We start from the raw sequence: 17,459 nt of genomic DNA, 5'->3' as shown, positions 1-17,459 counted from the left end.
GGGCGGGCCGGCCTCCTCACGGCGACTTCTCGATCGCCGGCGCGGACTCCGACGGGGAGTCCGGCGCGGGTACGGGGTCCTTGACGGTGGGGTGGAGAGCGATGACGATGCGGTGCTCGCGGCCGCCCTCGGCGTCCGCGTCGTGGTGCTTGGCGATCAGCGCGCTGACACCGCGGGTCAGCTCCTCCACGAAGGCGGCCCGGTCGGCGGCGGAGGCGAAGCGCACCTCGCCGTCCAGGGCGTAGGTCGCCAGCCGCTTGCGGGCCTTGGCCGCGCCGGTGATCAGTGTGCCGACGTCGCGCACCAGGCGGGCGGCGACGGCCAGCAGCCAGCGCGCGGACAACTGGTCGCGGAAACGCCCGGGGTCCGGCTGCACGGCGGCCAGCGCCAGCGGCGAGATGACGTACGAGGCGGCGGTCGCCTGCATCAGCCGCTCGGTGACATTGCCCTTGCGGCGTTCCCCGGCCAGCTCCACCAGTCCGTGCGACTCCAGCGCCCTGAGGTGGTAGTTCACCTTCTGCCGCGGCAGCCCGACCCGCGCGGCGAGCATCGTCGCCGACGCGGGGCCCCCGGCGAGCTCGGCCAGGAGCCGGGCCCGTACGGGGTCCAGGGAGGCGGCGGCCGCCGCGGAGTCCTCGATCACGGTCACGTCCAACATGGCCCCAGACTCTCACCGACGAATATTTTTGTCCAGACTCGTCGTCTTGTCGGATGCCGGCGAGTGCGGCCCGCGACACCGGCCGGTAACCCCGGAGGCGGGGACGAAACGCCGATTTCACCGGGCGGGCGAGCGCCCCTGACATCGCTCTGATCGGCGTCCGCGCAGGTGACGCGGCGGAACGCGCGGCCCCCCATCGCGTTACAGCGTGGTACTGCTCCCCGCGTCCCCCGGCTCCTAATGTCAGCCGTCAAGCGGCCCGGAGCCGGTCTCCGGGGCCGCTCATCGCCGCGATTTCGGAGGGAAGACCGATGAGTCGAGTTGTGCGCGCAGCGCTCGTGCAGACCAGGTGGACCGGCGACAAGGAATCGATGATCGACCTGCACGAGCGGTACGCCCGTGAGGCCGCCGCCCAGGGGGCGCAGGTGATCGGCTTCCAGGAGGTGTTCAACGCCCCGTACTTCTGCCAGGTCCAGGAACCGGAGCACTACGGTTGGGCCGAGCCCGTGCCGGACGGCCCGACCGTGCGGCGCATGCAGGCCCTGGCCAAGGAATTGAACCTGGTCATGGTCGTGCCGGTGTACGAGGTCGAGCAGGCGGGCTTCTACTACAACACCGCGGCCGTGATCGACGCCGACGGCTCCTACCTCGGCAAGTACCGCAAGCACCACATTCCGCAGGTCAAAGGCTTCTGGGAGAAGTTCTACTTCAAGCCCGGCAACCTCGGCTGGCCTGTCTTCGACACCGCGGTCGGCAAGGTCGGCGTCTACATCTGCTACGACCGGCACTTCCCCGAGGGCTGGCGCGCGCTCGGCCTCGCGGGCGCCGAACTCGTCTACAACCCCTCCGCGACCTCGCGCGGACTGTCGGCCTACCTCTGGCAGTTGGAGCAGCCGGCCGCCGCCGTCGCCAACGAGTACTTCGTGGCCGCGATCAACCGTGTCGGCCAGGAGGAGTACGGCGACAACGACTTCTACGGCACTTCCTACTTCGTCGACCCGCGCGGACAGTTCGTCGGCGACGTGGCCTCGGACAAGGAGGAGGAACTGGTCGTGCGCGACCTGGACTTCGGGCAGATCGAGGAGGTCCGGCAGCAGTGGGCCTTCTACCGGGACCGCCGACCCGACGCCTACGGCCCGCTGACCGAGGCCTGAGGGGAGGGACGGAAGACATGAGCCGGATTCTGATCCGCGGCGGACTGGTCGTCACCGCCGCCGAGGAGACCCACGCCGACGTGCTCGTCGAGGACGAGCGGATCGTCGCCCTGGCCGCCACCGGCAGCACCGCGGCCGAGGGCTGGACGGCGGACACCGTGATCGACGCGACCGGGACGTACGTCATCCCCGGCGGCGTCGACGCGCACACCCACATGGAGCTGCCCTTCGGCGGTACCCATGCCTCGGACACCTTCGAGACCGGCACCCGGGCCGCCGCCTGGGGTGGGACCACCACGATCGTGGACTTCGCCGTGCAGTCGGTCGGCGAGTCGCTGCGCGCCGGGCTCGACACCTGGCACGCGAAGGCCGAGGGCAACTGCGCCGTCGACTACGCGTTCCACATGATCATGTCCGACGTCACCGAGGACAGCCTCAAGGAGATGGACATCCTGGTCGAGGAGGGCGTGACCTCCTTCAAGCTGTTCATGGCCTATCCGGGGGTGTTCTACAGCGATGACGGCCGCATCCTGCGCGCCATGCAGCGCGGCGCCGACAACGGCGGCCTGATCATGATGCACGCGGAGAACGGGATCGCCATCGACGTGCTGGTCGAGCAGGCGCTGGCCGCCGGGAAGACCGACCCCCGGTACCACGGCGAGGTGCGGCGGGAGTTGCTGGAGGCCGAGGCCACGCACCGCGCCATCAAGCTGGCGGAGGTGGCCGGTTCGCCGTTGTACGTGGTGCACGTGTCGGCCGAGTCGGCGGTCGCCGAACTGGCGGCGGCACGCGACCGCGGCCTGAACGTCTTCGGTGAGACGTGTCCGCAGTATCTGTTCCTGTCGACGGACAATCTCGCGGAGCCGGACTTCGAGGGGGCGAAGTACGTGTGCTCGACGCCGTTGCGGCCGAAGGAGCATCAGGCGGCGTTGTGGCGGGGGTTGCGGACCAACGATCTCCAGGTGGTGTCCACGGATCACTGCCCGTTCTGCTTCGTGGGGCAGAAGGATTTGGGCCGGGGGGACTTCTCGAAGATTCCGAACGGGCTGCCGGGGGTGGAGAACCGGATGGATCTGCTGCATCAGGCGGTGGTGGACGGGCACATCAGCCGGCGGCGGTGGATCGAGATCGCGTGTGCTGCTCCGGCTCGGATGTTCGGGTTGTATCCGCGCAAGGGGACGATCGCGCCGGGTGCGGATGCGGACATCGTGATCTACGACCCGGCGGCCGAGCAGGTCATGTCGGCCGAGACGCACCACATGAACGTCGACTACTCGGCCTACGAGGGCAAGCGGGTGCGCGGCAAGACCCGCACCGTCCTGTCCCGCGGCACCGTGATCATCGACCAGGACCGCTACCTGGGCCGGGCCGGCCACGGCCGTTACCAGACCCGCGCGACCTGCCAGTACCTCGTCTAGCCCCGCCCAGCCACCCAGGGAGCAGTGCTATGGATTTCGGTCTCGTCCTGCAGACGGACCCGCCCGCCTCGGGCGTCGTGGAGCTGATGAAGCGTGCCGAGCGCAACGGCTTCACCTACGGCTGGACCTTCGACTCGGCGGTGCTGTGGCAGGAGCCGTTCGTCATCTACAGCCAGATCCTGGCGCAGACCGAGCGGCTGATCGTGGGCCCGATGGTCACCAATCCGGGGACGCGGACGTGGGAGGTGACCGCGTCCACGTTCGCCACGCTCGCGGACATGTTCGGCAACCGGGTGATCTGCGGCATCGGCCGCGGTGACTCGGCGATGCGGGTGGCGGGCCGCAAACCCAACACCCTCGCCCGCATCGAGGAGGCCATGCACGTCATCCGCGAGCTCGCCGAGGGCCGCGAGGCCGACCTCGGCGGGACGCCCGTGCGCCTGCCATGGGTGAAGGAGGGCGCGAGCCTCCCCGTGTGGATGGCCGCCTACGGGCCCAAGGCCCTTGCCATGACCGGGGAGAAGGCCGACGGCTTCATCCTCCAGCTCGCCGACGTCTACCTCACCGAATGGATGGTCAAGACCGTCAAGGACGCGGCGGAGCGGGCCGGCCGCGACCCGGGGGACGTGCGGATCTGCGTCGCCGCCCCGGCGTACGTCACCGAGGACGACTCCCCGCAGGCGCTGGCCCACGCCCGTGAGCAGTGCCGCTGGTTCGGCGGCATGGTCGGCAACCACGTCGCCGACCTCGTCGCCAAGTACGGTCAGGCCTCCAGCGCGGTCCCCGAGGAGCTGACGGATTACATCACGGCCCGTCAGGGGTACGACTACGCCCACCACGGCCGCGCCGGGAACCCCGACACGGCCTTCGTCCCCGACGAGATAGTCGACCGCTTCTGCCTGATCGGCACCGCGGAGCAGCACATCGAGAAGCTGACCGCCCTCAAGGCCCTGGGCGTCGACCAGTTCGCGCTCTACGACATGCAGGACACCAAGGAGTCGGTCATCGACGTCTACGGCTCGACGGTGATCCCCGCCGTCAGCGGCTGACCCGGACAGGCCTCCCGCATCCCCCCCCCGCATCCCCCCACCGCCACCCGCACGGCAAGCGTTCGATCCCCGTCCGCGTCTCGAACGAAGGGGCTGCTGCCATGACAGCCACCGCTCCACCGCCCGCCGGAAGAACCGGGGCCGAAGGCCGCGTCGAGCTCGCGCCCGACGCGATCCCGTCCGGCCCGTACGCCAACGAGGACCTGCTGCCGGTCCCGCTGGCCCAACGCAAGTGGACCACGTACAACTTCACCGCGCTGTGGGTCGGCATGGCCCACAACGTCGCCTCCTGGACGCTGGCCTCCGGCCTGGTCGCGCTCGGCATGGACTGGAAGCAGGCGGTGTTCACCATCGCCCTGGCCAACATCATCGTGCTGGTGCCGATGCTGCTCACCGGCCACGCCGGGCCCAAGTACGGCATCCCCTTCCCCGTCTTCGCCCGCGCCTCGTTCGGCGTCCGGGGCGCGAACCTGCCGGCCCTGGTGCGGGCGGCGGTGGCCTGCGTCTGGTTCGGCATCCAGACGTGGATCGGCGGTTCCGGCATCTTCCTGCTGGCCGGGAAGCTGTTCGGCGACGGATGGGCGACCGCCGGCCACATCGGGGGCTACCCGTGGACGCAGTGGCTGTCGTTCGTCATCTTCTGGATCCTGCAGGTCGCGATCATCGTGCGCGGCATGGAGACGGTCCGGCGGTTCGAGAACTGGGCGGCTCCCTTCGTCATCGTCGGCGCCATCGCCCTGCTGATCTGGATGAGCGTCAAGGCCGGCGGCTTCGGCCCGCTGCTCGACCAGCCCTCCTCGCTCGGCTGGGGATCCGGCTTCTGGAAGGTCTTCTTCCCCGCGCTCATGGGCATGATCGGCTTCTGGTCGACGCTGTCCCTCAACATCCCCGACTTCACCCGCTATGCCGCCGGCCAGCGCGCCCAGCTGTGGGGCCAGTCCCTGGGCCTGCCCACCACGATGACGCTGTTCGCACTGCTCTCGGTGCTGGTCACCTCGGGCTCGCAGGCCGTCTACGGGGAGCCCATCTGGGACCCGGTGGCGCTGGCGGCCAAGCTGGACAACTGGGCCGGGGTGCTCTTCGCGCTCATCACGGTCCTGGTGGCCACCTTGTCGGTGAACATCGCGGCCAACGTGGTCTCGCCCGCCTTCGACCTGTCCAACATCGCGCCGCGCAGGATCAGTTTCCGCACCGGCGCGCTGATCACCGCGGTCGTGGGCGTGGTCATCTTCCCCTGGAAGCTGCTGGCGAGCCCGCAGGCGTACATCTTCACCTGGCTCGGCACGGTCGGCGGTCTGCTCGGCACCGTGGCCGGCATCCTCATCGCCGACTACTGGATCGTCCGCCGTACCCGGCTCGAACTCGCCGACCTGTACCGGGCGGAGGGCCGCTACTGGTACGACGGCGGCTGGAACTGGCGGGCAGTGGTGGCGTTCGCGGTCGGCGGCGTCCTCGCCATCGGCGGCTCGCACTCCGGGCTCGACGCGAAGGGCGTCAAGCAGGGGCCGTTCCCCGTCGACGGGATGATCCCCTTCCTCAAGCCGCTCGCCGACTACGGCTGGGCCGTGGGGCTTGCCGCCTCCCTGATCGTCTACCTCCTGCTGACCCGGCTCGCCCCGGATCGCAGGAACTGACCCCGGCCGCCCGCACGCGGGGCCCGGCCCGGCCGCCTCAGCGGTCGGCCCCGGGCCCCGCGGCGCGCTGCGCCTCGTGCGCGAGGAGCGCGACGTACAGCGAGGTCAGCTGCTCCCAGTCGTCCAGGTCGATGCCGAGCAGTGTCTCGATGCTCTGCAGCCGCCGGTAGAACGCCGGCCGGCTGACGTGGTGCATCTGGGCCGCCGCCGACTTGTTGCGGCCGGTGTCCAGATAGGTGCGCAGCACCTCCAGCAGCGCCGGGTTCCGCAGCAGCGGCCCCAGCTCCCGCCCGATGAAGGCCTGGAGCTCCGGCTCGTCCCGCATCAGGCGGACGAGCCCGCGCAGCCGCACGTCCCGCAGCCGGGCCACCGGCGCCGCCGGAGGTCCGGCCACCGCCGCGTCCGCGACGTGCACCGCCTCGACGAAGGAGCGCCGGACCTCGTCCAGTTCGCGGCAGCCGAAGCCCGCCCCGGCGACCGCCGTCCGGCCCCGGGCGGCCAGTTCCTCGTGCACCTGGACGGCGACCCGCCGCACCGCGGCATCGGTGTCCTGGCCGTACGGGACGCTGAGCAGGACCGCCGTGCCGGCCGGGCCGATCCGGGCCACTAGGCCCGCGACGTCGGGGTGCTCCGCCAGCGCGCGTTCGATCAGCTCCGGCAGGTCGTCCCTGCCGTCCGGTGCCGGGCCGAGGGGGCGTACGACCACGGGCACCAGGACGCGCCGGTTGACCGGCAGACCGGCCGCGCGCACCCGCGTCAGCAACTGCTCGGGGCGGGCGGTGCCCGAGGCCAGGTCGAGCAGCAGCGACTCGGCGGCCTGGTCCTCCCAGCCCCGGTCGCGGTCGCCCAGCAGGCGGTGCATGGCCAGCGCCTCGGCGGCGCGGGCCCCCAGCACGTGCCCCGACTCCTCCGGGCCGTGGTAGCCGACGAGCACCAGCCGGCCCCACTGCTGCCCCCTGGCCTCCAGCGGTGCCACGATCCAGCCGTCGGGTCCGACCGTCACCGCCCCGCTCCCCGCGAGCTCCGCCACCTGGCGGGAGACCCGCTCCCAGTCGCGCAGCAGGCCGTTGAGCGACCCCTGGTCGCCGGCCGAGGCCAGCACGCGCTGCGCGAGGTTGACCACGAGCGCCGGGCAGCCGCTGAGCGCGGCGATCTCGTCCAGCACCCGTTGCAGCGTCACCCCGGACAGATTGAGCACGGTCAGCGAGGACCGTATCCGCTCCGACAGGTCGAGGGCGGCGAAGCGGCCGTGCACCAGGCGCGCGTGCACCTCCTCGGTCAGCCGGGCGAACGGCGCCGGCCGGTGCAGCACGATCAGCGGCACCCCGCAGCGCTCCGCTGCCCGCCGCATCGGCTCGGGCGTGGTGCGGAAGGCACGGCCGAGGCCCAGGACCACGGCGGCGACGTCGGCGCGCTGCATCGACTCGATGTACTCGCGCTGCGCCCGTTCGTCGCCCGCCAGCAGCAGGCCGGTGGTGAGCACCATCTCCCCGCCGCTGAGCATGACCCCGACGTCCAGGGCCTCGGCCACGTGCAGCCAGCGCACCGCGCGGTGCAGGTGGGCGGAGCCCGCGACGACCTCCGGTCCCCAGGGTGTGACGAGGTCCAGGTCGAGGACGTCGCGCACGGTCAGCCGGCCCGCCGTGTGCCGCGGGGGTGCGTCCGGTCTGTCGTCGCCCACGCGATCACGCCCGTCCCTCGTCCTGCCAGGGGTGGGAGTCTAGTCACCGCCCTGTGGGGTGCGGCTGCCCGGCGAAGAACTCGCCGCGGGCGGTCCGGTCCTGGGCCGGGCCGGACCACCCCCGGGATCAGAGTCCGTACACCCGGCGCGCGGTCCCGGAGAACACCGCGTCCCGCTCGGCCGGGGCGAGGCCGTCGGTCAGGGTCCGGGCGGCGCCGACCACCTCGGCGTACGAGGCCGCGAGCCGCGAGACCGGCCAGTCGGAGCCGAACATCAGGCGGTCGGGGCCGAAGGCCTCCAGCACGGTGTCGGCATAGGGCGCGAGGCCGGCGGCCGTCCAGGAGTCCCAGTCGGCCTCGGTGACCATGCCGGACAGCTTGCAGACGGCGTTGGGCAGCGCGGCCAGCGCCCGCACGTCGTCCGCCCACGGCCGCAACGTGCCCGCGGCGATGGGGGGTTTGCCCAGGTGGTCCAGGACGAACACCAGGTCCGGCAGGAGCGCGGCGGCCTTGGCGGCCGACGGCAACTGCTCGGCCAGGACCACCAGGTCGTACACCAGGCCGGCGTCGGCCACGGCGCGCAGCCCGCGCTGCACGTCGGGGCGGAGCAGCCACTCCGGGTCGGCCTCGCCCTGCACCTGGTGGCGGATGCCCACCAAGCGCTCCCCGCCGGGCAGTTCGCGCAGGGCGGCCAGCCGGTCGGCGACCGACGGGTCCTTCAGGTCGGTCCAGCCCACGACCCCCGCGACGAGACCTCCCTGCGCGGCCAGGGCCAGGAATTCCGGCGTCTCCTCGGCGACGGTGACGGTCTGGACGAGGACCGTGGCGGTGACGCCCGCCGCCCGCGCCTCCGGTTCGAGGTCGGCGACGGAGAACGAGCGGCGCAGCGGGGCCAGCCGCTCGCCGGTGATCCAGTCCTGGTCGCGGACGGTCAGGTCCCAGACGTGGTGGTGGGCGTCCACGACGCCGTGCGGCATGCTCACAGCTCCCACACCACCGGCAGCGTCGCCCCGGCGCCGTCCGCCGAGTAGTCGTGCGCGACTTCCAGCAGCCCCGCCATCCGGGCCTGCCAGGCGATGTTGACGGGCAGTCGCTCCAGTGCGGCGATCATCGCGGGGTAGTCGTCCACGTCCAGGAGATGGAACAGGTCGGTGCCGCTGCGCCAGATCGTCCACTCGTGGACACCCGCGGCGCGGATCGCGCCGGCGAGTTCCCCGGGCACCTCGCGGTGCGCCGCCTCGTACTCCTCGATCCGGTCGGCGCGGACCCTGGTGTGCAGCGCGACCCTCATGCCGTGTCCCCGGCAGGGACGGGCACGTCGGGCCCGAGCAGTTCCTCGGCGCGCAGATCGGCCCAGAGCGCGGCCGGCAGCGGGTGCTTGTGCATCGCCTCGGCGTCCCGCACTTCCGCGGGCGAGCGCAGCCCCAGCAGCACGCTCGCCACGGCCGGATGCGCCGCCGGGAAGCGCTGCGCCGCCGCGCGCAGCGGGACACCATGGCGTCCGGTGACCGTCTGGAGACGGCGCGCGCGGGCCAGGACGGGCGCCGGCGCCGGCGCGTACTCGTACCGGGCGTCCGGCTGGGGGTCGATCAGCAGACCGGAGTTGAAGACGCCGCCGACGACCACGCTCTTGCCGCGTGCCGCCGCCTCGGGCAGTACCTCGGCGAGGCCCTCCTGCTCCAGCAGCGTGTAGCGGCCGGCCATCAGCACCACGTCCACGTCGGTGTCGCGCAGGAAGCGCGCGAGCATGCCCGTCTGGTTCATGCCGGCGCCGATCGCGTCCACGACGCCCTCGGTGCGCAGCTTCTCCAGGGCGGGATAGCCCTGTGCGAAGGCCTCCTCGGCGTGCGCGTCGGGATCGTGCAGAAAGGCGACGTCGATCCGGTCGAGGCCGAGGCGTTCCAGGCTGTCCTCGATGCTGCGGCGCACGCCGTCGGCGCTGAAGTCCCAGACCCGGTGGTGGGTGGCGGGGACGGCGAAGCCGTTGTTCAGGTCGTCGCCTGCCGGGCTCCCGTCCCCGAGCGGCTCCAGGAGGCGGCCCACCTTGGTGGAGACGGTGTACTGCTCGCGCGGCCGGTCGCGCAGGGCGGCGCCGAGCCGGCGTTCGGACAGCCCCAGGCCGTAGTGCGGGGCGGTGTCGAAGTAGCGGATGCCCGCCTCCCACGCGGCGTCCACGGCCTGCGCCGCCGCGTCGTCGGTGACGAGCGTGAAGAGGTTGCCGATGGCGGCGGCGCCGAAGCCCACCGCGGTCACGGGGACGCCGCTGCGGCCCAGAGTGTTGCGTCGCATGCCGGCCGCCCCCCTCACTGCCCGGCCGGGCGCAGGCGCAGGCCGGCCATGCCGCCGTCGACCGCGAGCGCGGTGCCGGTGACCGAGGCGGCGGCGGGGCTCGCCAGGTAGGCGATGGCCGCGGCCACCTCGTCCGCGGTCACCAGGCGGCCCATCGGCTGCCGGGCACGCAGCGCGGCGCGCTCGGCCTCGGGATCCTCGGACGCGTCCAGCAGCCGCGCCACCCACGGGGTGTCGGCGGTGCCGGGGTTGACGCAGTTGACGCGGATGCCCTCACGGACGTGGTCGGCCGCCATCGCCAGGGTCAGCGAGAGCACCGCGCCCTTGCTCGCGCTGTACAGCGCACGCTGGGGCAGGCCCGCGGTCGCGGCGATCGAGCAGGTGTTGACGACGGCCGCGTGGGCGGAGCGCCGCAGGTGGGGGAGGGCGGCGCGGGTGGTGCGGACCATGCCGAGGACGTTGACGTCCAGCACACGGTGCCACTGCTCGTCCGGGTTGTCCTCGACGGTGCCCGCGGCGCCGATCCCGGCGTTGTTGACGAGGATGTCGAGACCGCCCAGCTCCTGCGCCGCCGCGTCGACCGCGGACCGCGTGGAGGCGTCGTCCGACACGTCCGCCTTGAACGCCAGCAGCGGTTCCGGCAGCGCGCCGGGCGCGAGGTCGAGCACGGCGACCTTGGCCCCGCGCTCCGCGAGCAGCCGCGCGGTGGCCAGTCCGATCCCCGAGGCGCCCCCTGTCACCAGGGCTGCCAGCCCGTCGAGTCCGTGCAGATCGCTCATGCCCTCTGTCCCTCCTGCGGTGCCCGGTCGGCCACCCAGAACGTACCGTCCGGGTAGCGGAATTCATCGATCGATTCCGGCTTCATCTGCGCCGAGAATCCGGGGTCCGCGGGTGCGGTGTAGTGGCCGTGCCGGATCACGACCGGGGTCACGAAGTGCTCGTGGAGGTGGTCCACGTACTCGATGGCGCGGTCCTCGGTGGTGCCGGACAGCGCCACGTAGTCGAACATCGACAGATGCTGGACCAGCTCGCACAGCCCCACGCCGCCCGCGTGCGGGCAGACCGGGACCCCGAAGGCGGCGGCGAGCAGCAGGATGGCCAGGTTCTCGTTCACGCCGCCGACGCGGGCCGCGTCGATCTGCAGCACGTCGATCGCCCCGGCCTGGAGCAACTGCTTGAAGACGATGCGGTTCTGCACATGCTCGCCGGTGGCGACCTTGACCGGGGCCACGGCCTCGCGGATGGCGGCGTGGCCGAGGATGTCGTCGGGCGAGGTCGGCTCCTCGATCCAGTAGGGGCCGAATTCGCCGAGCGCGTTCACCCAGGCCACGGCCTCGCCGACGTTCCAGCGCTGGTTGGCGTCGATCGCGATGCGCACGTCGGGGCCGACGGCGGCGCGGGCGGCGCGCAGCCGGCGGACGTCGTCGTCCAGGTCGGCGCCGACCTTCAGCTTGATCTGGGCGAAGCCGTCGGCGACCGCCTGCTTGGCGAGCCGGGTCAGCTTCTCGTCGGAGTAGCCGAGCCAGCCGGGCGAGGTCGTGTAGCCGGGGTAGCCCCGTTCCCGCAGCGTGGCGGCGCGGCCGGCCGCGCCCTCCTTGCCGCGCCGCAGCAGTTCCAGGGCGCGTTCGGGGGTGAGGGCGTCGGCGATGTAGCGGAAGTCGACCTGGGAGAGCAGCCATTCGGGCTCCGCGTCGGCCAGCAGGCGCCACAGCGGTTTGGCGGCGCGCTTGGCGGCCAGGTCCCAGACGGCGTTGACGACGGCGCCGATCGCCATGTGCATCACGCCCTTCTCGGGGCCCAGCCAGCGCAGCTGGCTGTCACCGGTCAGGTCGCGGGCGACCGAGCCGGGGTCGGCGCAGACCTCGTCCACCGGGCGGCCGATCAGATGAGGACGCAGCGCCTCGATCGCCGCGACCTGGACGTCGTTGCCTCGCCCGATGGTGAAGACGAAGCCGTGCCCCTCCAGGCCGTCGCCGGCGTCGGTGCGCAGCACCACATATGCGGCGGAGTAATCGGGGTCCGGGTTCATCGCGTCCGACCCGTCCAGTTCCCGTGAGGTGGGGAAGCGGATGTCGTGGGTGTCGATCGCGGTGATACAGGCGGAGGTCGCGGACAACTGGCTGCCTTTCACGCTCGGCCATGGGCAAGACATCGGAGGTCTCGCACCACGGTGACTGTAAGCGTCATCGGCCGCGGCTGGCAATCCATTCCTCGGATGTCTGTGACGGATGTGTGTGCCGCGCCCCGTGGGTGACGGATTCGGCCGATCGTGTCCGTACAGGGGGTTGTCATGGCCGCACGGCGGACTTACTTTCCTTCTCGTCCGCCATACCTCGGATGAATCGCCCCCGCACTGGGCAAGGAGAGAACACGGCCATGAAGCTCGCCCGTACGCGCTCCACCGCCGCGGTCGCCGCGGCCGCACTCGCGATGGCCGCCCTCGCCACCGCCTGCAACCGCGGCAGCGACAGCACCGCCGGGGCAGGTGGGGACAAGAAGCCGGCCATCGGCATCGACCTGCCGCGCTCCGACTCCGACTTCTGGAACTCCTACGCGCAGTACATCGAGCAGGGCATCAAGGACGACGGCCTGAACGCCCTGCCGCGCAGCAACTCCCAGAACGACGTCACCAAGCTCGTCGCCAACGTCCAGGTGTTCGAGAACACCGGCGCGAAGTCCGTCGTGATGGCCCCGCAGGACACCGGCGCCATCGCCTCCACGCTCGACACCCTGGCCGGCAAGAAGATCCCGGTCGTGAGCGTGGACACCCGCCCCGACAAGGGTGACGTGTACATGGTCGTCCGCGCCGACAACAAGGCGTACGGCACCAAGGCGTGCGAGTTCCTGGGCGAGCAGATGGGCGGCAAGGGCAAGATCGCCGAGTTCCAGGGCGCGCTGGACTCCATCAACGGACGCGACCGCTCGGAGGCGTTCGCGGCCTGCATGAAGGAGAAGTTCCCCGGAATCCAGGTCTTCGAGCTGCCGACCGACTGGAAGGGCGACGTGGCCTCGGCCAAGCTGCAGAGCCTGCTCGCCCAGCACCCCGACCTCGGCGGTGTCTACATGCAGGCCGGCGGCGTCTTCCTGCAGCCCACGCTCGCCCTGTTGAAGCAGAAGGGCCTGCTCAAGCCCGCCGGGGAGAAGGGCCACATCTTCATCGTCTCCAACGACGGCATCCCGCAGGAACTGGACGCGATCCGCAAGGGCGAGATCGACGCCACCGTCTCCCAGCCCGCCGACCTGTACGCCAAGTACGCGCTCTTCTACGCCAAGGCCGCCGCCGAGGGCAAGACCTTCAAGGCCGGCCCCACCGACCACGACTCCACCATCATCACCATCCCCAACGGCCTGGAGGACCAGCTTCCGGCGCCCCTGGTGACCAAGGACAACGTCGACGACAAGGCCCTGTGGGGCAACAACATCGGCTGATCCGCGGTCCGGGGCCGGTCCTGCCGGCCCCACCGGCCCGCGTCACCAGGCCGCACCGCATCCGCGCCCACCGCATCCGCATCCGCATCCGCAGAACGGAATCCACCATGGCGGACCCCGCCACCGCGCCGCCTCCCGTGGCCGAGGCGACCGGGATCGGCAAACGCTTCGGCGCCACCGTGGCGCTGCGCGACGCCCGCATCTCGGTCGCGGCCGGCGAGTCGCACGCACTCGTCGGCCGCAACGGCGCGGGCAAGTCCACCCTCGTCAACATCCTCACCGGCCTGCACCAGCCCGACTCCGGCAGCCTGCGCTTCTCCGGCGAACCGGCTCCCTCGTTCGGGGACACCGACGCCTGGCGCGCCCGCGTCGCGTGCGTCTACCAGCGCTCCACGGTCATCGGCGAGCTGTCGGTGGCCGAGAACCTCTTCCTCAACCGGCAGAGCCCCGCCGCTCTGCGGCCCATCCGCTGGAAGACCCTGCGGCAGCGGGCGACGGATCTGCTCGCCGAGTACGGGGTCGACATCGACCCCGCCGCGCGGGCCCGTGACCTCACCGTCGAACAGCGGCAGTTCGTCGAGATCGCGCGCGCCCTGTCCTTCGGCGCGCGCTTCATCATCCTCGACGAGCCCACCGCGCGTCTCGACGCCCGCGGCATCTCGCGTCTGTTCGACAAGCTCCGCGATCTGCAACGCCAGGGCGTCGCCTTCCTGTTCATCTCCCACCACCTGCAGGAGGTGTACGACCTCTGCAGCACCGTCACCGTCTACCGGGACGCCCGCCACATCGTCACCGCGCCCGTGGCCGAGATCGACCACGACGCCCTGGTGGAGGCGATGACGGGGGAGTCCGGGGGGGCGGGGCGGCCCGAGGAGAACGCGGCCGCCGCCGCGCCCGCCGCGGCGGAAGGCCCGGAGCTGCTCTCCGTCGCCGGGCTGACGCTCGACGGGGCGTACCGGGACGTCAGCCTCTCGGTGCGCGCCGGCGAGGTGGTGGGCCTCGCGGGAGCCACCGCGAGCGGCAATGTGCGGTTCGGCGAGACGATCGCGGGGCTGCACCGCGCCGACGCCGGGCGGATCGCCGTGGCGGGGCGCCCGGTGCGGGCCGGCGGGGTGCCCGACGCCCTCGCGGCGGGCGTGGGCCTGGTGCCCGAGGACCGTCACCACCAGGGACTGGTCGGCAACCGCAGCGTGGCCGAGAACGCCACCTTGACCGTCACCGACCAGCTCGGGCCGTTCGGCACCGTACTCCCCTCGCGCACACGGGACTTCGCCGAGCGGATGATCGAGGACCTGGACATCAGGACCCCGGGCTTCGCCACTCCCGTCTCCGCGCTGTCCGGCGGCAACCAGCAGAAGGTCGTGGTCGCCCGCGCGCTCGCCACCGACCCGCACGTCCTGGTGGCGGTCCGCCCGACCAACGGCGTGGACGTGCGGTCCAAGGAATTCCTGCTCGGCAGGATCCGCCAGGTCGCCGGCGCCGGCCGGGCGGCACTGATCATCTCCGACGAGCTCGACGACCTGCGGGCCTGCGACCGGATCGTGGCGATGTTCCACGGCCGGGTCGTCGCGGAGTTCGGCCGGGGCTGGCGGGACGAGGAACTGGTCGCCGCCATGGAGGGCGTGTCCCGCCCGCCGTCCGCCGGAGCGAGCGACACCGCCGGTGTCCCCGGCCCCCGAGAGCAGGAAAGGTAGTCATGTCCGCCACCACCGACGTCACCGAACCCCCGGTGCCCACCACGAAGAACTCCGCGGCGGACGTGCCGCGCCGCGGGCCCGGCGGTCTCGCGCGCTTCCGTGAACTCTCCCTCGTCCCGGCGATCCTCGTGCTCGGGGTCATCGGTTTCATCGTCTCGCCCGCCTTCCTGACCTCCGACAACCTCATCGGCGTGGCCCAGCAGTCCACCGAGCTGAGTCTGCTGGTGCTCGCCGAGGCGCTGATCCTCATCGCCGGGCGCATGGACCTGTCCCTGGAATCCACCATCGGCGTCGCCCCGGTGATCGCCGTGTGGCTCGTCCTGCCCTCCGCCGGCGGCCGTTTCACCGGCCTGGAACTCCTTCCCGTGTGGACGGCGATCCCGCTGTGCCTGCTGGTGGGCGCGGTGATCGGCGCGGTCAACGGCTTCCTGATCCTCAAGCTGCGCCTGAACGGCTTCATCGTCACCCTGGGCGCCCTCACCATGCTGCGCGGTCTGCAGATCGCCATCTCCGAGGGGCGTTCCATCGTGGAACTGCCCGGCTCCTTCACCTATCTGGGTCACGCCTCCTGGCTCGGGGTGCCGGCCGCGATCTGGGTCTGCGCCTTCCTGTTCGCCATCGGCGGCTGTGCCCTGGCCTGGCTGCGCCACGGCAGGGCGCTGTACGCGATCGGCGGCAACGCCGAGGCCGCCCGCACCGCGGGCATCCGCGTGGACCGGATCACCTGGGTCGTCCTGATCGCCGGCGGGGTGCTCGCGGCCTTCGCGGGCGTCCTGTACAGCGGGCACTACGGGTCCATCTCCGCCGACCAGGGCAGCGGCTGGATCTTCCAGGTCTTCGCCGCGACCGTCATCGGCGGCGTCAGCCTCAACGGCGGGCGCGGCACGCTGTTCGGGGCGCTGACGGGTGTGCTCACCCTGCAACTCGTCGTCAACGTCATGACGCTGGCGGGCGTGCCGCCGCTGTGGAACCAGTTCCTCAACGGCGCCATCATCATCGTCGCCCTGATCATCTCCCGCTTCGCCTCCGGGGAGAAGCAGGAGTAGGACCGGCCCGGCGGACAGCCCGGTCAGTAGTAGCCCTCGACCGGGACGCGGGCCTCGTCGTAGAGGGCCGGGCCCTCCTGCGGAACATGCGGGAACCCGGCCTTCGCGGCGGGCGACTTCAGTCCCGTGAGCTGCTCGCCGGACAGGGCGTACACCACGCGGCCGAGGCCGGACCGCTCCAGGGCGCCCGCGCACATGCCGCAGGGCTGGCAACTGGTGTACATCGTCGTGGCGGCGGCCGTCGCGGGGTCCAGCTCGCGCGCCGCCCACCGGGCCAGCTTCAGTTCGGGGTGGGCGGTGATGTCGTCGTCGGTGACGCTGCTGTTGCGTTCCTCGGCGAGGACGGCGCCGTCCGGGCCGGCCAGCAGCGAACCGAAGGGCGGATTGCCCGACGCGCGGGCCTCGGCGGCCAGCGCGAGGGCCCTGCGCAGCAGGCGTGTGGTCTCGTCGTCCATCGTCACTCCGTCGTCCATGGTCACTCCGTTTCCGTGCGGTGGGCGGCCACCGCCGCGAGCGCGTGCCAGGCCCACTGCGGACGCAGCGTCTCGCGGGGGTCGCCGCCGAAGGGGTCGAGGACGACCGACTCCGCGCCCATCACGCGCAGTTGCCGCAGATCGTCCATGATCTGGTCGAGCGTGCCCTCACCGGCGCGCCGGCCGGGCGTGGCGATCGGGGCGTCGGTGAGGCGCAGCAGAATCCGCGGAGCGAACGCCGGTACGGGCCGGTCGGCCTCCCGCGCGGCCGACACGAGCCGGCCGAGCCCCTCGCGCAGCCACGGCATCGTGGCGCGCAGCGGATGCCAGGCGTCGCCGAGCCGGACCGCCCGGCGGACACCCGCGTCGCTGTTGCCGCCTACCCACAACGGGATCGGCCCGCCGGCGTAGTCGGCCTCGTTCCGCCACGCCGCCCGCATGGCCTCCAGGTGATCGTCCGTCAGCCGCCCGCGCCGCTCGAAGGGCACACCGAGCGCCTCGAACTCCTGACGCGCCCAGCCGACGCCCACCCCGAGCACCAGCCGTCCGCCGCTGAGCGCGTTGAGGTTGGCGGCCATCCGGGCGACGGCCAGCGGGTGCCGGTACGGGACGATCAGCACGGTGGTCCCGAGGTTCACCCGTTCGGTGACCCCGGCCAGCCACGACAGCGTGGTGAACGGTTCGTAGAACGGGGCCGGGTACTGCTCGGCGACGTCGGGTGTCACCACGAGGTGGTCGGAGACCATCAGCAGGTCGAAGCCGAGTCCCTCCACCGTCCGCGCCCAGTCGCGCAGCACGCCGGGGTCGGTTCCCGGCCCGAAATTGGGGACGTTCACACCAAGTCGCATGCCGATGAGGCTATCCACCGCGGGCGGCCGATCGTAAGGCATTCCTCACGGAGTACCGGGTCGACCGCCGTGGATCCACCGGTA

16 protein-coding genes are annotated in these 17,459 nt (G+C 72.0%); 7 read left to right on the top strand and 9 right to left on the bottom strand.

Translation table 11 applies throughout. From position 1 onward, the window contains the following. Nucleotides 1–16: 16 nt before the first annotated feature. Nucleotides 17–658 carry an ArsR/SmtB family transcription factor gene (locus ACFWVC_RS03240; protein ID WP_384275513.1) on the bottom strand — a complete coding sequence of 214 codons (642 nt, stop codon included), beginning with the start codon at nucleotides 656–658 and terminating at the stop codon, nucleotides 17–19. Between the two features lie 311 nt (nucleotides 659–969). Here ACFWVC_RS03240 and ACFWVC_RS03235 point away from each other — a divergent pair, with 311 nt between their 5' ends. The 4 genes from ACFWVC_RS03235 to ACFWVC_RS03220 all read left to right on the top strand — a co-directional run bounded on the left by ACFWVC_RS03235 (nucleotide 970) and on the right by ACFWVC_RS03220 (nucleotide 5,913). After that, a complete protein-coding gene (locus ACFWVC_RS03235) occupies nucleotides 970–1,812 on the top strand; it encodes a nitrilase-related carbon-nitrogen hydrolase (RefSeq protein ID WP_384275507.1) in 843 nt (280 codons plus the stop codon). A 17-nt stretch (nucleotides 1,813–1,829) separates the two neighbouring features. Beyond that, nucleotides 1,830–3,230 (top strand): dihydropyrimidinase, encoded by a 1,401-nt coding sequence (gene hydA, locus ACFWVC_RS03230; protein ID WP_384275501.1) that lies wholly within the window; start codon nucleotides 1,830–1,832, stop codon nucleotides 3,228–3,230. Between the two features lie 29 nt (nucleotides 3,231–3,259). Further along, nucleotides 3,260–4,279 (top strand): TIGR03842 family LLM class F420-dependent oxidoreductase, encoded by a 1,020-nt coding sequence (locus ACFWVC_RS03225; protein WP_384275496.1) that lies wholly within the window; start codon nucleotides 3,260–3,262, stop codon nucleotides 4,277–4,279. 101 nt (nucleotides 4,280–4,380) lie between these two features. Next, on the top strand, nucleotides 4,381–5,913 hold the full coding sequence (locus tag ACFWVC_RS03220) for an NCS1 family nucleobase:cation symporter-1 (protein WP_384275489.1): 1,533 nt from the start codon (nucleotides 4,381–4,383) through the stop codon (nucleotides 5,911–5,913). Nucleotides 5,914–5,950: 37 nt separating this feature from the next. Here ACFWVC_RS03220 and ACFWVC_RS03215 read toward each other — a convergent pair whose 3' ends face one another. The 6 genes from ACFWVC_RS03215 to ACFWVC_RS03190 all read right to left on the bottom strand — a co-directional run bounded on the left by ACFWVC_RS03215 (nucleotide 5,951) and on the right by ACFWVC_RS03190 (nucleotide 11,998). Next, nucleotides 5,951–7,594, bottom strand: coding sequence for a PucR family transcriptional regulator (locus tag ACFWVC_RS03215; RefSeq protein WP_384275486.1), 1,644 nt, complete (start codon nucleotides 7,592–7,594; stop codon nucleotides 5,951–5,953). A 127-nt stretch (nucleotides 7,595–7,721) separates the two neighbouring features. Next, entirely contained in the window at nucleotides 7,722–8,570 is an 849-nt protein-coding gene (locus ACFWVC_RS03210) for an amidohydrolase family protein (RefSeq protein WP_384276379.1), read from the bottom strand. 2 nt (nucleotides 8,571–8,572) lie between these two features. Further along, complete coding sequence (locus tag ACFWVC_RS03205) at nucleotides 8,573–8,884, bottom strand: L-rhamnose mutarotase (RefSeq protein ID WP_384275484.1); 312 nt, start codon at nucleotides 8,882–8,884, stop codon at nucleotides 8,573–8,575. After that, entirely contained in the window at nucleotides 8,881–9,882 is a 1,002-nt protein-coding gene (locus ACFWVC_RS03200; RefSeq protein WP_384275481.1) for an aldo/keto reductase, read from the bottom strand. The genes ACFWVC_RS03205 and ACFWVC_RS03200 overlap by 4 nt, the downstream gene beginning before the upstream one ends. Before the next feature lie 14 nt (nucleotides 9,883–9,896). Further along, nucleotides 9,897–10,661, bottom strand: a complete 765-nt coding sequence (locus tag ACFWVC_RS03195; RefSeq protein WP_384275477.1) for an SDR family NAD(P)-dependent oxidoreductase — start codon at nucleotides 10,659–10,661, stop codon at nucleotides 9,897–9,899. After that, the gene (locus ACFWVC_RS03190) at nucleotides 10,658–11,998 is read right to left on the bottom strand and encodes an enolase C-terminal domain-like protein (RefSeq protein ID WP_384275475.1); all 1,341 of its coding nucleotides are present in this window, start codon (nucleotides 11,996–11,998) and stop codon (nucleotides 10,658–10,660) included. The genes ACFWVC_RS03195 and ACFWVC_RS03190 overlap by 4 nt, the downstream gene beginning before the upstream one ends. A gap of 260 nt (nucleotides 11,999–12,258) precedes the next feature. Here ACFWVC_RS03190 and ACFWVC_RS03185 point away from each other — a divergent pair, with 260 nt between their 5' ends. The 3 genes from ACFWVC_RS03185 to ACFWVC_RS03175 all read left to right on the top strand — a co-directional run bounded on the left by ACFWVC_RS03185 (nucleotide 12,259) and on the right by ACFWVC_RS03175 (nucleotide 16,054). Next, entirely contained in the window at nucleotides 12,259–13,311 is a 1,053-nt protein-coding gene (locus tag ACFWVC_RS03185; RefSeq protein ID WP_384275473.1) for a sugar ABC transporter substrate-binding protein, read from the top strand. 107 nt (nucleotides 13,312–13,418) lie between these two features. After that, a complete protein-coding gene (locus ACFWVC_RS03180; protein ID WP_384275470.1) occupies nucleotides 13,419–15,005 on the top strand; it encodes a sugar ABC transporter ATP-binding protein in 1,587 nt (528 codons plus the stop codon). Nucleotides 15,006–15,007: 2 nt separating this feature from the next. Beyond that, nucleotides 15,008–16,054, top strand: a complete 1,047-nt coding sequence (locus ACFWVC_RS03175; RefSeq protein WP_384275466.1) for an ABC transporter permease — start codon at nucleotides 15,008–15,010, stop codon at nucleotides 16,052–16,054. Between the two features lie 23 nt (nucleotides 16,055–16,077). Here the strand turns inward: ACFWVC_RS03175 and ACFWVC_RS03170 are convergent, their stop codons facing one another. Both ACFWVC_RS03170 and ACFWVC_RS03165 read right to left on the bottom strand, forming a co-directional pair. Further along, nucleotides 16,078–16,527, bottom strand: a complete 450-nt coding sequence (locus ACFWVC_RS03170) for a nucleoside deaminase (protein WP_384275463.1) — start codon at nucleotides 16,525–16,527, stop codon at nucleotides 16,078–16,080. 2 nt (nucleotides 16,528–16,529) lie between these two features. After that, a complete protein-coding gene (locus ACFWVC_RS03165; protein WP_384275456.1) occupies nucleotides 16,530–17,375 on the bottom strand; it encodes an LLM class flavin-dependent oxidoreductase in 846 nt (281 codons plus the stop codon). Nucleotides 17,376–17,459: the final 84 nt, after the last annotated feature.

This window comes from Streptomyces sp. NPDC058691, assembly GCF_042714775.1.
GTDB lineage: Bacteria > Actinomycetota > Actinomycetes > Streptomycetales > Streptomycetaceae > Actinacidiphila.
The sequence above is the reverse complement of the archived record's forward strand: the minus strand, read 5'-3'. Positions and strand labels throughout refer to the sequence as shown.